15 protein-coding genes are annotated in these 13156 nt (G+C 72.6%); 5 read left to right on the top strand and 10 right to left on the bottom strand.

What is annotated here, in order from left to right:
* Window positions 1–87: 87 nt before the first annotated feature.
* A complete protein-coding gene (locus tag NYE39_RS05675; RefSeq protein WP_072625067.1) occupies window positions 88–693 on the top strand; it encodes a pentapeptide repeat-containing protein in 606 nt (201 codons plus the stop codon).
* Between the two features lie 13 nt (window positions 694–706).
* On the opposite strand, the gene NYE39_RS05670 is transcribed toward NYE39_RS05675, so the two are convergent.
* Window positions 707–1753 (bottom strand): SGNH/GDSL hydrolase family protein, encoded by a 1047-nt coding sequence (locus tag NYE39_RS05670; RefSeq protein ID WP_341012097.1) that lies wholly within the window; start codon window positions 1751–1753, stop codon window positions 707–709.
* A 120-nt stretch (window positions 1754–1873) separates the two neighbouring features.
* The gene (locus NYE39_RS05665) at window positions 1874–2485 is read right to left on the bottom strand and encodes a TetR/AcrR family transcriptional regulator (protein WP_341012096.1); all 612 of its coding nucleotides are present in this window, start codon (window positions 2483–2485) and stop codon (window positions 1874–1876) included.
* An 82-nt stretch (window positions 2486–2567) separates the two neighbouring features.
* On the opposite strand from NYE39_RS05665, the gene NYE39_RS05660 reads away from it, so the two are divergent.
* The 4 genes from NYE39_RS05660 to moaA all read left to right on the top strand — a co-directional run bounded on the left by NYE39_RS05660 (window position 2568) and on the right by moaA (window position 5837).
* On the top strand, window positions 2568–3722 hold the full coding sequence (locus NYE39_RS05660) for an acyl-CoA dehydrogenase family protein (RefSeq protein ID WP_072625064.1): 1155 nt from the start codon (window positions 2568–2570) through the stop codon (window positions 3720–3722).
* Between the two features lie 191 nt (window positions 3723–3913).
* Window positions 3914–4405 (top strand): MogA/MoaB family molybdenum cofactor biosynthesis protein, encoded by a 492-nt coding sequence (locus NYE39_RS05655; protein WP_341012095.1) that lies wholly within the window; start codon window positions 3914–3916, stop codon window positions 4403–4405.
* Window positions 4405–4839: a molybdenum cofactor biosynthesis protein MoaE gene (locus tag NYE39_RS05650; protein WP_084452269.1), complete on the top strand. Its 435-nt coding sequence runs from the start codon at window positions 4405–4407 to the stop codon at window positions 4837–4839. The genes NYE39_RS05655 and NYE39_RS05650 overlap by 1 nt, the downstream gene beginning before the upstream one ends.
* Complete coding sequence (gene moaA, locus NYE39_RS05645; RefSeq protein ID WP_072626274.1) at window positions 4839–5837, top strand: GTP 3',8-cyclase MoaA; 999 nt, start codon at window positions 4839–4841, stop codon at window positions 5835–5837. The genes NYE39_RS05650 and moaA overlap by 1 nt, the downstream gene beginning before the upstream one ends.
* Window position 5838: 1 nt before the next feature.
* Here the strand turns inward: moaA and NYE39_RS05640 are convergent, their stop codons facing one another.
* The 8 genes from NYE39_RS05640 to NYE39_RS05605 all read right to left on the bottom strand — a co-directional run bounded on the left by NYE39_RS05640 (window position 5839) and on the right by NYE39_RS05605 (window position 13117).
* Window positions 5839–6084, bottom strand: a complete 246-nt coding sequence (locus tag NYE39_RS05640; protein ID WP_341012094.1) for a MoaD/ThiS family protein — start codon at window positions 6082–6084, stop codon at window positions 5839–5841.
* A complete protein-coding gene (locus tag NYE39_RS05635; protein WP_341012093.1) occupies window positions 6081–6371 on the bottom strand; it encodes a DUF6457 domain-containing protein in 291 nt (96 codons plus the stop codon). The genes NYE39_RS05640 and NYE39_RS05635 overlap by 4 nt, the downstream gene beginning before the upstream one ends.
* Window positions 6368–7027: a molybdenum cofactor guanylyltransferase gene (gene mobA / locus NYE39_RS05630; protein WP_341012092.1), complete on the bottom strand. Its 660-nt coding sequence runs from the start codon at window positions 7025–7027 to the stop codon at window positions 6368–6370. The genes NYE39_RS05635 and mobA overlap by 4 nt, the downstream gene beginning before the upstream one ends.
* Window positions 7024–7503 (bottom strand): cyclic pyranopterin monophosphate synthase MoaC, encoded by a 480-nt coding sequence (moaC, locus tag NYE39_RS05625; protein WP_341012091.1) that lies wholly within the window; start codon window positions 7501–7503, stop codon window positions 7024–7026. The genes mobA and moaC overlap by 4 nt, the downstream gene beginning before the upstream one ends.
* Window positions 7504–8739, bottom strand: a complete 1236-nt coding sequence (locus tag NYE39_RS05620) for a molybdopterin molybdotransferase MoeA (RefSeq protein WP_341012090.1) — start codon at window positions 8737–8739, stop codon at window positions 7504–7506. It lies immediately after the preceding gene.
* Complete coding sequence (locus NYE39_RS05615; protein WP_341012089.1) at window positions 8736–9896, bottom strand: ThiF family adenylyltransferase; 1161 nt, start codon at window positions 9894–9896, stop codon at window positions 8736–8738. The genes NYE39_RS05620 and NYE39_RS05615 overlap by 4 nt, the downstream gene beginning before the upstream one ends.
* Window positions 9897–9962: 66 nt before the next feature.
* Window positions 9963–10910, bottom strand: a complete 948-nt coding sequence (locus NYE39_RS05610) for an acyl-CoA thioesterase (RefSeq protein ID WP_341012088.1) — start codon at window positions 10908–10910, stop codon at window positions 9963–9965.
* A 92-nt stretch (window positions 10911–11002) separates the two neighbouring features.
* Window positions 11003–13117, bottom strand: a complete 2115-nt coding sequence (locus tag NYE39_RS05605; RefSeq protein WP_341012087.1) for a RecQ family ATP-dependent DNA helicase — start codon at window positions 13115–13117, stop codon at window positions 11003–11005.
* Window positions 13118–13156: the final 39 nt, after the last annotated feature.

Raw genomic sequence — 13156 nt, 5'->3', positions numbered from 1 at the left:
GATGGTCGCCCCGGGGACGGGCGCGACGCCAGCGAGTTTCGGGCTGGGTCGGGTCTCGCTGTCGCCCCACGTCGGTAGCGTGCCGTCATGCCCACACTCGCCGAGCAGGTCGACGGACGCACGAGCATCGTCGACGAGGTCCTCACCGGGTCGATGGGGGAGGGCGAGGTCCTCTCGGGGGTCGAGCTGGTCGGGTGCACCCTGCGCGACGCCCAGCTGGCCGGAGCCACGCTCGCCGGCGTCCGACTGGAGGGCTGCGCCCTCGAGCGGGTCGACCTCTCGCGCGTGCGCCTGCCCGACGCGGTCGTCGACGGCTGCACCTTCACCGGGTGCAAGGCGCTCGCGACCTCGTGGTCGATGCAGCGGGCCCCGGTCCTGGCTCCGGACCCGTCGACCTGGGTCGAGTGCCAGCTGGCCATGGGCAGCTTCGGCGGGCTCGACCTGAGCGGCGCGCGCTTCGAGCGGTGCGTGCTCACCGACGCCGACTTCGACGAGGCCGTCCTGCGCGAGGCCGTCCTCGACGACTGCTCGCTGGCGGGGGCCCGCTTCGTGCGGGCCGACCTGCGCGAAGCCGACCTGCGCACCGCCCGCGACTACGTGATCGACGTGGGCGATGCGCGGGTTGCCGGGCTGCGGGTCGACGCGGTCGGCGCGCTCGGTCTCCTCGCCCCCTTCGGCGTCGTCGTCGGCTGAGGCCGGGGCTGGCTCAGCGGTGCTCGGCCGCCTGGCGGGCCGACCAGACCCGGTCTGCGGCGGTGATGCTCGCCGGGGATTCCAGGTCCACCCCGGCCCTCGCGGCGGCGCGGCGCACCCGCGGAGAGTCGAGGTCAGGCAGCCGCACCGTCTTGGGCTTGATCGTGGAGTCGAGGTCGGCCCGTGCGCGCTGGCGCGTGGCCTGCGCGTCCCCGCCGGCCTCCGCCCGCCGCTCGACCTCCTGGGTGACCGCGACCGCGGACCCGCTGATCGAGGACGAGACGAGCGGGGTGTAGCCGTCGCGGTGACGGGCGACATTGGGGTGGTAGCTCTCGACAATCGGGTCGGACAGCCCGTTGAGCCACTCGGGGTCGTCGCAGACCGCGTGACCGGTGAAGGCAGAGGTCGGGTTGACGAAGGTGAAGCCCGCGGACTGCGCGGCCGAGCGCAGCCGGGAGTTGAGCAGGTCGGCGGTGGCGTTGAGCCGGGTCTGCTCCTCGGGGCTGAACCACGTGAGGGCATTGCAGTCCTCGCCCATGAAGACCCGCGGGTAGCCGACGACCACGACCCCGGCGTTGGGCGCCTTGCTGCGGATCGAGCCGTAGAGCGTCCCCAGGCGCCTCGGGAGGGTGCCGTCGATGAAGGTCTCGGCGTCGTCGATCGCGCCATTGCAGTCACTGGCCCAGCCGGGCATCGCGCACTCGGTGAGCACGTCGGCGAAGCCCGCATCATTGCCGCCGACCGAGATGCTCACCCGGTCCGTCGAGGTGCTGAGCGCCGCCAGCTGCGTCGCGGTGACATCGGCGGTCGTGGCCCCGGAGCAGGCGCGCAGGTCGAGGTCCAGCCCACCGGCCGCCGCCGTGAGCGAGGGGTAGGCGAGCGTCGAGCGCAGGCACGAGGTGCCGTCGTCGAGGTACTGACGGGCCCCCGTGCCCGAGGAGTAGGAGTCGCCGAGGGCGACGTACTCGTCGCCCGGAGCGGCCTGTGCGGAGGCAGGTGCCGACAGGGCGGCGATGGTCAGGGCGATGACCGTGGTGGCGAGCGGACGGGACACGTGCATGCCGGGCTCCTCGGGGGGCGATGTGGTGTGTCTCACGTCGCACGCTAGGGCTCACCGAAGGGGGGTGCCCGCCGACCTGACAAAGTCCGGATGGACTCCTGACCGAGTCCGGACGCCTGCTCAGTCCTCGCGGGCGCCGACGAGGCGCAGCGCCAGGGCGCCGTAGGTGCGACCGATCTGCTCGGGTGTGGTGCGCTTGATGCCCGGGTGGTACCAGCGGGCGACGTCGACGACGAGGGAGAGCGCGGCCAGTGCGGTGGCCCGGGTGTCGGTGACGTGGAAGTCGCCGGAGGCGACGCCCTCGGCGATGATCCGCTCGACGACGCCGTCGATCTCGCGACGCAGGGTGAGCACCTCGCGCTGGTGGTCGGGGGAAAGGTGGCGGAACTCGTACTGCACGATCCGCGCGACCTGGTGCTGCTCGGCGTGCCAGCGGGCGAAGGCCGAGATGACCTCGGCGAGGGCATGGGGCGGCGAGTCGGCCGCTGCCGCCGCGGCGGCCAGGTCGTCGCGGGCTGCCTCGTGGCCGACCCGGCTGAGCTGGAAGAGCAGGTCCTCCTTGCTCGTGAAGTGGACGTAGACGCCGGCTGGCGACAGCCCCGCGCGGGAGGCGATGTCGCGCGTGGTGGTCGCGTGGAATCCCTTGTCGGCAAAGGCATCCGCGGCCGCCTCGAAGAGGCGCACAACCGTCGGGTTGCTGTGCTCGGGCAGGGAGGGTGTCGGCGTCGTCACGGTTGACAGCATGCCCGCCGGAGGCGAGACTAAGCAAGCGCTTAGTCCGTTCCGCACGTCACGTCCCAGAAGAGGTGGACACATGCCCCGCAACATCTACGACGAGGACCACGAGGCCTTCCGCAGCTCCGTCAAGGAGTTCGTCGACCGCACCCTCGTCCCGCGCGCCGAGTCGATGATCGCCGAGCACTCCATTCCGCGTGAGGTGTGGCTCGAGGCCGGCAAGCAGGGCTTCTTCGGTCTGACCATCCCGGAGGAGTTCGGCGGGGCGGGCATCGACGACTACCGCTTCAACGCGGTCCTCGCCGAGGAGCTGGCGAAGTTCAACGTCGCGGTCTCCTCCTGCTTCGGCATCCACGCCGACATCACCGCGCCCTACATCGTCGCCCTCGGGACCGAGGAGCAGAAGCAGCGCTGGCTGCCGCAGGTCGCGACCGGCGAAAAGATCCTGTCCATCGGCATGACCGAGCCCAACGGCGGCTCCGACCTGGCCGCCCTGAAGTCCACCGCGGTCAAGGCCGACGACGGTTCCGGCGACTGGATCATCAACGGCTCCAAGACCTTCATCACCAACGGTCACCAGTGCGACCTCGCGGTGGTCGCGATCCGCACCGACCCGAGCAAGGGCGCCAAGGGCATCTCGCTCTTCGTCCTCGAGAAGGAGGACGAGGGCTTCACCAAGGGCAAGCCCCTCGACAAGGTCGGCCAGCCCGAGTCCGACACCTCCGAGCTCTTCTTCGACAACGTGCGCGTCCCCGCGGACCGTCTCCTCGGCCCCGAGGGCATGGGCTTCATCTCGATGATGCAGAAGCTCCCGCAGGAGCGTCTCGGCAATGCCGTCGGCTGCGTCGCGCACGCCGCCCAGATCCTCGGCGAGACGATCGAGTACACCAAGGAGCGCAAGGCCTTCGGTCAGCCGATCGGCTCCTTCCAGCACAACAAGTTCAAGATCGCCGAGCTCGTCACGAGCATCGAGGTCGCCCAGGCCTACGTCGACGACTGCGTCGCCGCGCACGCCGAGGGCAAGCTCTCCGCCGTCGACGCCGCCAAGGCGAAGTGGTGGGCCGCCGAGACCCAGAGCAAGGTCCTCGACGAGTGCGTGCAGCTGCACGGTGGCTACGGCTACATGAACGAGTACCGCGTGGCCCGCGCCTGGCGCGATGCCCGGATCAACAAGATCTGGGCGGGCACCAACGAGATCATGAAGGAGCTCATCGGCCGCGACCTGGGCCTGTGACGCCAGACGCATGCGAGGTCGTGGGCGACGAAGGAGCCTGCGGCTGCGCGGAGTCGGCGGAGCGGGCCCCAAGAGGGGGCCTGTGACACCGGGCTAGTACGGCGGGCCCACCCCGTGAGACGGGGTGGGCCTGCCTTCGTCTTCCCTGCGTGATTTGAGACACTGGGAGACCAGCGAGGGGAAGGAGCCCGGTGAGCACCACAGCGCACGTCATCACGGTCTCGAACCGGGTGAGCGCCGGCGAGCGGGAGGACCTGTCGGGTCGCACCGCGGTCGAGCTCCTGGAGGCGGCCGGCCTCGAGACGACGACCAGTGTCGTCCCGGACGGCGCGGACGGGGTCGAGTCCGTCCTGCGCGCCTCCATCGCGGCGGGGTACCGCCTGATCATCACCAGCGGTGGTACCGGCGTGACGCCCACCGACCGGACGCCGGAGGGCACGGCACCGGTCCTGGACCGCGAGGTCCCCGGTCTCGCCGAGCTGCTGCGTGCCGAGGGCTCGCGGCACACCCCCTTCGCCGCGATCTCCCGTGGCCTGGTCGGTGTCGTGGACGCCTCGCCGGACCACCCGGGTGCCCTCGTCGTCAATCTCCCCGGCAGCCCCAAGGGGGTCCGCGAGGGCCTGGACGTGCTCCTGCCCCTCGTCGAGCACGTCCTCGACCAGATCGCTGGAGGTGACCACTGATGGCACACACCGCGTGGATCGCCACCGACCCGATCGACCTGACGGACATGCTCGCGAGCGTGAGCGGGCCGACCCACGGAGCCGTCGCGAGCTTCGTCGGGCAGGTGCGCGACCACGACCCCGAGGCGAGTGGCCGGGTCGTCGCCCTGCGCTACACCTGTCACCCCGACGCGCCCGCCCTCATCGAGCAGATCGTCGCGCGGACCGTCGCCGAGCACGACCCGGCGGGCGAGGCCGACGTGGCGGCGATGCACCGCATCGGTGACCTCGACGTCGGTGACCTCGCGCTCGTCGTCACCGTTGGCAGCGCCCACCGGGATCTCGCCTTCACCCTCTGCCGCGCCGTCGTCGAGGCGGTCAAGCACGAGCTGCCGGTGTGGAAGCAGCAGTTCGAGGCCGACGGCTCGCACGCATGGTCGGGGCTGAGCTGCTGATGACTCGCCCCCTGATCGATCCCCACGGTCGCGTCCACCGCGACCTGCGGGTCTCGCTGACCGACAAGTGCAACCTGCGCTGCACCTACTGCATGCCGGCCGAGGGCCTGCCCTGGCTGCCCAAGGACGAGCTGCTCACGACCCCCGAGCTGCTCACCCTCGTCGAGGCGGCGGTCACGGCAGGCATCACCGAGGTGCGTCTCACCGGTGGCGAGCCGCTCGTGCGCCCCGATGTCGTCGAGATCGTCGCGGGCATCGCGGCGATGGAGGGCCCGCAGGGCCGTCCCGAGGTGTCGATGACGACCAATGGTCTGGGCCTGGCCAAGATCGCGCCGGCACTCAAGGAGGCTGGCCTGGCCCGGGTCAACGTCAGCCTCGACACGCTGCACCCGGAGCGTTTCCACGAGATCACGCGTCGTGACCGCTTCGACGACGTCGTCGCCGGCATGGCGGCCGCCCACGAGGCCGGGCTGCGACCGGTCAAGGTCAACTCGGTGCTCCAGCGCGGCATCAACGACGACGAGGTCGTCGACCTCACCCGGTGGGCGGTCGAGCGCGGCTATGAGCTGCGCTTCATCGAGCAGATGCCGTTGGACGCCCAGCACAGCTGGGAGCGCACGGAGATGATCACCGGGCACGAGATCCTCGCGTCGCTGCGTGCCGAGCTCGACCTCGAGGAGCTCCCCGGGCGAGGTGCCGCACCGGCCGAGCGCTTCCTCATCGACGGCGGCCCGGCGACGGTGGGTGTCGTCGCCTCGGTGACGATGCCCTTCTGCGGGTCGTGCGACCGGCTGCGCCTCACGGCCGACGGCCAGCTGCGCAACTGCCTCTTCGCCAACGGCGAGACGGACCTGCGCGGGCCGCTGCGCTCCGGCGCGACGGAGGAGGAGATCCATGCTCTCGTGCACGAGTGCTTGGCCCTCAAGCTGCCCGGCCACGGGATCAACGAGCCCGGCTTCCTCCAACCGCCGCGTCCGATGAGCGCGATCGGCGGGTGACTCACCCCCCGGCGAAGGGGGGCAGCACGTCGATCGTCACTCCGGCGGTGACCGGTGTGGAGTCGTCGTCGACGTAGCGGCCGGCGTGCAGCACGGAGCACCGCTCGAGGACCTCGCTCAGCCGGTCCCCGTGCGCCCGACGGGCAGCCGCGAGCACCTCGCCGACGGTGGCGCCGTCGAGCTGCTCCTCGTCGGTGCCGGCCGCCTCGGCGGCGCCGGCGAAGTACCGGATCGTCGTGCTGCTCATGCCTGCTCCGTCCTCGACGCCGGGGGCAGCGTCGACTCGAGGTGCGATCGTAGGGACTCCAGGTCGACCGGGCGGCCCTGCTCCTGCAGGCGCCCCACGGCCAGGCCGAGGATGTAGGCACCGACCGGCGCCATGGGTCGCTCGAAGTCGTGGGCGATGGTCTTGGTCATCGCGAGAATGCTGCGCACGTCGACGGCCTCGGGGTCGAGCCCCAGTGCGGCGCAAGCGTGCTCGATCCAGTCGGCCCAGCGCTCCTCGGCCCGACGGTCATCGGTCGGGTGGCTCATCGCTCCTCCTGCTGCGCGGACTCCGACGGGGCGTCCTGCGGATGCTCCAGTCGCTCGGCCCACCGGGCCAGCTCGGCCCAGGTGTCGATGTCGGCGACGTCGTCACGGCTCGCCGGCAGGGTGACGAGCGTCGCCTCCGCGAAGAGCTCGCGCAGCGAACGGTCACGCGGTGACCCGAGCCGCTCGAGCGCCCGGCGCAGCGTGCTCGTGCGGTGGATGCCGAGCAACCACTGGGGGCGATCGTCCGCGTCGGCCAGGCACCAACCGTCGTGCTCGTCGGTCGTGACCTCCTCGCTGCGGACCGCGAAGGACCAAGCCGCCAGCAGCCGCCCGAGTGCCGGGAGAGGGTTGGCGAGGTCGCACGAGGCGAGCAGGGTCCACTCGGCGCTCGAGCCGCCGGCCTCGAGCTCGGACAGCCCGGCGGCGAGCCCGGCCACCGGCCCGCCCCGAGGTGGGTCCTCGAGGGTGCGGTGGACGCCGTCGGGGACCGCGACGTCACCGACGACGGCGATCGCGTCGGCGTCGGCCACGGCGACGAGCACGCGGTCGAGCAGGCGCTGCCCGTCGAGCTCGAGGTCGGCCTTGCTCGCACCGCCGAGGCGCGAGCCCGTGCCGCCGGCGAGGATGACGGCGTTGAAGGGGACGGGGTCGTTCATGAGTCCTCCCGGGTCCAGGTGCCGCTGCGACCGCCGGTCTTCTCCAGCAGCCGGATGTCGGTGATGTGGGCGGTGCGGTCGCGCCCCTTGACCATGTCGACGACGGCCAGGGCGGCGACGCTGACGCTCGTCAGGGCCTCCATCTCGACGCCCGTGCGGTCGGCGGTCCGGACGGTCGCGGTGATGTCGACACCCGTGTCGGTGATCGTCAGGTCGACGACGGCACCGTGCACGCCGATGACGTGGGCCAGCGGCAGCAGCTCGGGGGTCTTCTTCGCTGCCTGGATCCCGGCGATGCGGGCGACGGCGAGGACGTCCCCCTTCGGAACGGTGCCGTCCCGCAGGAGCGCGACGGTCTCGGCGGAGGTCACCACGCGGCCTGCGGCGGTGGCCGATCGGATCGTCGGCTGCTTGTCGGTGACATCGACCATGCGGGCATGGCCCGCGGTGTCGAGGTGGGTCAGCGGGTGGTCCATCTACAGGCTCCTGACCCCGACGAGGTCGCCGGGCTCGACGGTGTCGGTCTCCTCGTCGACGACGGCCAGCGCGTGGGCGCCGCCGAGCGAGGTGGCCATGTGCGAGGCGGATCCCCGCCGGTGGGCCGGGGTGGCGACGAGGCGTCCCCGGTCATCGCTCGTGAGGCGCACGGGGACGAACTGCCGGCGTCCCTGGGGGGAGCGCCAGCCGGTACCGGCGACCGCGAGCGTCGCACCGCCGGGTGCCTCGCGGCCGAGCAGGCGGTCGATGACGGGTCGGCCGAAGACCTCGAAGGAGATCGCCGTGCTCACCGGGTTGCCGGGGAAGGCCAGCACGGGCACGCCGTGCCACCGTGCCCAGCCCTGCGGCTTGCCGGGTTGCATGCGCACGTGGCGGAAGACCCCGTCGGCGGAGTCCTGCAGGACGATGCGGGAGACGTCGAAGTCGCCCACGCTCACCCCGCCGGTGAGGATGATCAGGTCGCTGCCCCGTGCGAGCTCGTCGAGGCCCGAGGTGAAGGCCGCGCGCTCGTCCCCGAGGACGACGGGTCCGCGCACCTCGACCCCGAGCTCGGTGAGGGCGGCGGCGAGGTGGGTGCCGTTGGACTCGAAGATCTGGCCCCGCTCCAGGGCCCCACCGGGGGCGACGAGCTCGTCACCGGTGGCCGCGACGGCGACGACCGGGCGGCGTCGCACGGAGACGGTGCCGGTGCCCGCGGCCGCGAGCGTGCCGAGCACGCGTGCGGTGATCGTCACCCCGGCGTCGGCGACGACGTCATCGGCCCGCACGTCCTCACCGGCGCCGCGCAGGTGCTGTCCGGGCTCGACGGTCCCGGTGATGGTCACGATTTCGTGGCCGCCGTCGGTGAGCTCGACCGGGACGATCGTGTCGGCGGCCGTGGGCACGGGCGCGCCGGTCATGATGCGCACGCACTCGCCGGCGGCGAGGGCGGGGTCGAGCGAGGACCCGGCGGCGACCGCTCCGACGACGCGCAGCGTGCCCGGCCCAGCGGTGAGGTCGGCGTGCCGCACGGCGTAGCCGTCCATGCCCGAGTTGGCGAAGGCGGGCACATCACCGCGGGCCCGCACCGGCTCGGCGAGGACCCGGCCGAGGGCCTGCGCCAGGGGGACCTGCTCGGTGTCTGTGAGTGGCCCGCTGCCGGCGAGCAGGTCGGTGAGCAGCTCCTCGCGGTACTCGTCGACGGTCAGCAGGGCGCGGGCGGTGGGGCTGGTCATGCGGGGGACTCCTCAGCGAGCGGGACCGGGTCGGGCCAGGCGAGCATGCCGCCGTCGAGGACGTGCAGCTGCTCGAAGCCGCGGGCACGCAGCGTGGTCGCCGCGAGTCGGGCCCGCGCCCCGGAGTGGCACACGAGGACGATGTCGCGGTCGGTCGGCAGCGCGTCGCTGGAGGCCGGGTCACCCGTGAGGGTCGGCACGGGGATGTGGACGGCGCCCGGGACGCTGCCGGACGCCAGCTCGTGGGCGTCTCGCACGTCGAGGACGAAGGGGGCGTGCGCCCCGGAGAGCTGGTCGGCCAGGTCGGCTGGGGAGACGAGTGTGGCACCGCCGGGCTCGGTGTCCGCGACCGGGGTGGGCAGGACCGCCGGGGGGCGGGTGCGTGGCCCGCGTGCGACGAGGGGCAGCTCGCGCTGGGTGGCGGCGAGCACGTCGATGAAGAGCAACCGGCCGACGAGGGGCGCACCGACACCGGTGATGAGCTTGATCGCCTCGGTCGCCATCATCGAGCCGACCTGGCCGACAAGTGGTCCGACGACGCCGGCGTCACCGCAGGCGGGCACCGATCCGGGGGCCGGCGGCCGTGGGAAGAGGTCGCGCAGCCCCGGGGCGGGGTGGCCCTCCGGCGCCGCGGTCCAGAAGACGGTGAGATGGGCCTCGGTGCGGTAGACGGCTGCCCAGACGAGAGGGACACCGAGCTCGTCGCAGGCGTCGGCCACCGCGTAGCGGGTCTCGAAGTTGTCGCTGCCGTCGAGCACGACGTCGTGGTCGGCGAGCATCGCGGCGGCATTGTCGGCAGTGAGGTGGTCGGTGACCCCGACGATCTCGACCTCGGGGTTGAGGGCCCGCACCCGCTCGAGGGCGCTGTCGATCTTGGGCCGACCCACGTCGGCGCTCGAGTGGATGACCTGCCGCTGCAGGTTGGTCTCGTCGACGACGTCGTCGTCGACGACGGTGATCCGACCGACGCCGGCCGCGGCCAGGTAGAGCAGCGAGGGGGAGCCGAGACCACCGGCCCCGATGACCGCCACCCGGGCGGCGAGGAGGCGACGTTGACCCCCTTCGCCGATGGTCGGCATGAGGAGGTGGCGCGAGTAACGGCTCACCTGCTCCCCGGTCAGCGCCGGTCCGGGGGCAACGAGCGGTGGAAGGCCCATGTCCTGACGGTAGTTCACCAGTGCTGCGGGTCGCGGCCCGGTCTCGTCGCGCCGTGCGCCCGACGCTCAGCCCACGGGCTTGATCCGCACCATGGCCTCCTGGGCGATGGTCGCGACGAGGACACCCTCCTCGGTGAAGACCTTGCCGACCATCAGCCCGCGACCGGAGCGGGTCGAGGGCGACTCCTGGTCGTAGAGCAGCCAGGCACCCGGGTCGACGGGGCGGTGGAACCAGATGGTGTGGTCGATGGTCGCCGGCGTCAGCCCGGGCTCGGACCAGGTCAGGCCGTGGGCCCGCAGCATGCTGTCGATCGGCGTGTAGTCCGAGGCGAAGGCGAGGACGGCACACCGGGTCAGCTGGTCGTGGGGGAGCTGGGCGATGGTCCGGAACCACACCCGCTGGTGACCGTCCTGCTCGGGGGCCGGCGCCATCATGATGTCGCCGTCGACGTAGCGGTGGTCGACGGGCCGGGTGGCGACGTACTTGGCGCGCGGGTGGTCGATGGCGCCGTAGCTGTCGCCGATGGACTCGAGGTCGTCGGGGGAGGGCACGTCGGGTGCGGCGACCTGGTGGTCGAGGCCGTCGGAGGGGTCCTGGAAGGACGCGGTCATCGACAGGATCGGGCGTCCGTGCTGCAGCGCGTGGACGCGTCGGGTCGAGAAGGAGCGGCCGTCGCGCATCCGCTCGACGGCGAAGCGGATCGCCAGGTCGGAGTCCCCGGGACGCATGAAGTAGGCGTGCAGGGAGTGCGGCATCCGGTGCGGCATCTCGGGGAGGACGGTGCGCCCGGCCGCCATGAGCGCCTGCGCGAGCACCTGACCGCCGAAGACCCGCCCGTGCGGCATGGCGATGCTCTCGCCCTCGAAGACGTCGGCCGAGCTCGCGCCGAGCTCGCCCACCCCGTCGGCCCCCTCGACGCGGATGGTCGCGTGACCGACCTCCTGGAGCTCGAGCGTCGCCAGAGCGGTGCTCAGGTTGATGCGCTGTGCCTGCTCGACGGAGTCTTCGGCCATGGTGCTCCTCGGTGTCACGTGGTCAACGGACCGAGCCTAGGCGAGAGGGGTGCTCGGGGTCAGCATCGGTCTGCCGTGCGGACCGCGGGGGCTCACCCGTCGACGGCGAGGGCGAAGGGGAGGACCTCCCGTGCTCCGGCCCGACGCAGGGCCCGAGCCGCCGTGGTCATCGTCCACCGGGAGTGGACGACGTCGTCGACGAGGAGGACCGGTCCGGTGAGGCCCGGGAGCTGGTGGGCGAGCTCGGGGTCGACGGTCAGCCGCTCCCACACCCCGGCGAGGCGGTAGGCGGAGTTGCCGCCCGGCTCGCCCACGGGTCCGCCGTCGACGGGGGTGAGCGCACCGAGCACCGGCAGCCGGCCGATCTGCCCGAGCTGATCGGCGAGCGAGGTGACGAGCGTCGGGCGAGACCGCGAGGGGACGACGACGATGCCGGCGGGGCGGGTCTGCCACCCCCACTCGGCGAGCACCCGGACGACGGCGCGGACCACCTGGTCCGGTACCGGCTGGTCCTCGGAGAGGAACTCGCGCAGCCGTGGGCCCCAGCCGAGGTCGGTGACGCGCGCCAGAGCGCGACCTGGCGACATGGCCTCGTCGGCGGGGATGCGTCCCTTGACCGGGACCCCGAGACGGTCCATGCCGCTCGGCCACTGGGCCCGCGGGTCGAGGTCGACACCGGCCCGGTCGAGCGTGGAGCGGGCCGAGCCGAGTGCGTCGTCGGCGACCTCGGCGTCGATCCACGGGCCGGCGCAGCGGTCGCAGCGCCCGCAGTCCCGTGCGCTCGCGTCGTCGAGGGTGCGCTGGAGGAAGGCCATCCGGCAGCCGGTGGTGTCGATGTAGTCGAGCATGTGCTGCTGCTCGGCCTCACGGGCGGCGGCGACCCGCTCGTAGCGCTCCGCGTCGTAGACCCACGGCTGGCCGGTGCCGATCCAGCCACCGCTCACCCGCTCGACCGCGCCGTCGACGTCGAGCACCTTGAGCAGCAGCTCCAGCCGCGTGCGCCGGATGTCGACGATCGTCTCGAGGGCGGCCGTCGACAGGGGACGGCCGGCCTCGGCGAGCGCGGTGATGACGGCCGCGGCCTGGTCCTCGCGGGGCATGGAGGAGGAGGCGAAGTGCTTCCAGATCGACACGTCGTCGTGCCCGGGCAGCAGGACCACGTCGGCCCGCTCCGTGGCGCGGCCGGCGCGACCGACCTGCTGGTAGTAGGCGACGGGCGACGAGGGGGCACCGAGGTGGACGACGAACCCGAGGTCGGGCTTGTCGAAGCCCATGCCGAGGGCGCTCGTCGCGACGAGGGCCTTGACCTGGTTGTGGCGCAGGGCCTCCTCCATCGACGCCCGCTCCTCCGCGTCGGACCGGCCGGTGTAGGCGGCGACCTCATGGCCGGCGGCCTGCAGCGCGGCGGCGACGTCCTCGGCAGCGCTCACCGTCAGGGTGTAGATGATGCCGCTGCCCTCGAGCCGGCTGAGGTGGGTGGTGAGCCAGGCGAGGTGGCGGTCCATCCCGGACCGTGGGAGGACGGCGAGCCGGAGGCTGTTGCGGGCGAGCGGTCCGCGGACGGTGAGGACCTCGCCCTCGGTGCCGGCTGCCAGCTGCTCGGCGACGTCATGGACGACGCGCTCGTTGGCCGTCGCGGTCGTCGCAATCACCGGGGTGCCCGCGGGGAGCTCGCCCAGCAGGTCCTTGATCCGGCGGTAGTCGGGGCGGAAGTCATGGCCCCAGTCGCTGACGCAGTGCGCCTCGTCGACGACGAGCAGACCGCACCGCCGGGTGAGGTCGGGCAGCTGCTCGGCGCGGAACCGGGGGTTGTTGAGCCGCTCGGGGCTGACGAGCAGGACATCGACCTCGTCGCGCGCGAGCCGGCCCCGGACCTCGTCCCACTCCTGGGCGTTGGCCGAGTTCATCGACACGGCGCGCACGCCGGCCCGCTCGGCGGCGGCGATCTGGTCGCGCATGAGCGCGAGCAGCGGCGAGACGATGAGTGCCGGGCCAGCTCCCTTCGCCCGCTGCAGGCGCGAGGCGACGAAGTAGACCGCGGACTTGCCCCACCCGGTGCGCTGGACGACGAGCACCCGCCGCCCACCCCCGACGAGGGCCTCGATCGCCTCGAGCTGTCCGTCGCGGAAGGTGACGTCGTCGCGGCCGACGAGCTGCCGCAGGACAGCGGTCGCGTCGTCGTGGAGGGAGCTGGTCTGTGTGGTCATCGTGGTCAACCGTAGGTCAGCCCACCGACGACGAGCCGG

The sequence above is a fragment of the Janibacter sp. FSL W8-0316 genome, assembly GCF_038004165.1.
GTDB lineage: Bacteria > Actinomycetota > Actinomycetes > Actinomycetales > Dermatophilaceae > Janibacter > Janibacter indicus.
Note: the sequence above shows the minus strand (reverse complement) of the source record. Positions and strands in the feature narration are given on the sequence as shown.

What these genes read in the sequence shown, in the direction of transcription:
- NYE39_RS05675 (WP_072625067.1), top strand. Translation starts at nt 88, where the DNA reads ATGCCCACACTCGCCGAGCAGGTCGACGGACGCACGAGCATCGTCGAC.
- NYE39_RS05670 (WP_341012097.1), bottom strand. Translation starts at nt 1,753, where the DNA reads ATGCACGTGTCCCGTCCGCTCGCCACCACGGTCATCGCCCTGACCATC.
- NYE39_RS05660 (WP_072625064.1), top strand. Translation starts at nt 2,568, where the DNA reads ATGCCCCGCAACATCTACGACGAGGACCACGAGGCCTTCCGCAGCTCC.
- NYE39_RS05650 (WP_084452269.1), top strand. Translation starts at nt 4,405, where the DNA reads ATGGCACACACCGCGTGGATCGCCACCGACCCGATCGACCTGACGGAC.
- moaA (WP_072626274.1), top strand. Translation starts at nt 4,839, where the DNA reads ATGACTCGCCCCCTGATCGATCCCCACGGTCGCGTCCACCGCGACCTG.
- NYE39_RS05640 (WP_341012094.1), bottom strand. Translation starts at nt 6,084, where the DNA reads ATGAGCAGCACGACGATCCGGTACTTCGCCGGCGCCGCCGAGGCGGCC.
- NYE39_RS05635 (WP_341012093.1), bottom strand. Translation starts at nt 6,371, where the DNA reads ATGAGCCACCCGACCGATGACCGTCGGGCCGAGGAGCGCTGGGCCGAC.
- mobA (WP_341012092.1), bottom strand. Translation starts at nt 7,027, where the DNA reads ATGAACGACCCCGTCCCCTTCAACGCCGTCATCCTCGCCGGCGGCACG.
- moaC (WP_341012091.1), bottom strand. Translation starts at nt 7,503, where the DNA reads ATGGACCACCCGCTGACCCACCTCGACACCGCGGGCCATGCCCGCATG.
- NYE39_RS05620 (WP_341012090.1), bottom strand. Translation starts at nt 8,739, where the DNA reads ATGACCAGCCCCACCGCCCGCGCCCTGCTGACCGTCGACGAGTACCGC.
- NYE39_RS05615 (WP_341012089.1), bottom strand. Translation starts at nt 9,896, where the DNA reads ATGGGCCTTCCACCGCTCGTTGCCCCCGGACCGGCGCTGACCGGGGAG.
- NYE39_RS05610 (WP_341012088.1), bottom strand. Translation starts at nt 10,910, where the DNA reads ATGGCCGAAGACTCCGTCGAGCAGGCACAGCGCATCAACCTGAGCACC.
- NYE39_RS05605 (WP_341012087.1), bottom strand. Translation starts at nt 13,117, where the DNA reads ATGACCACACAGACCAGCTCCCTCCACGACGACGCGACCGCTGTCCTG.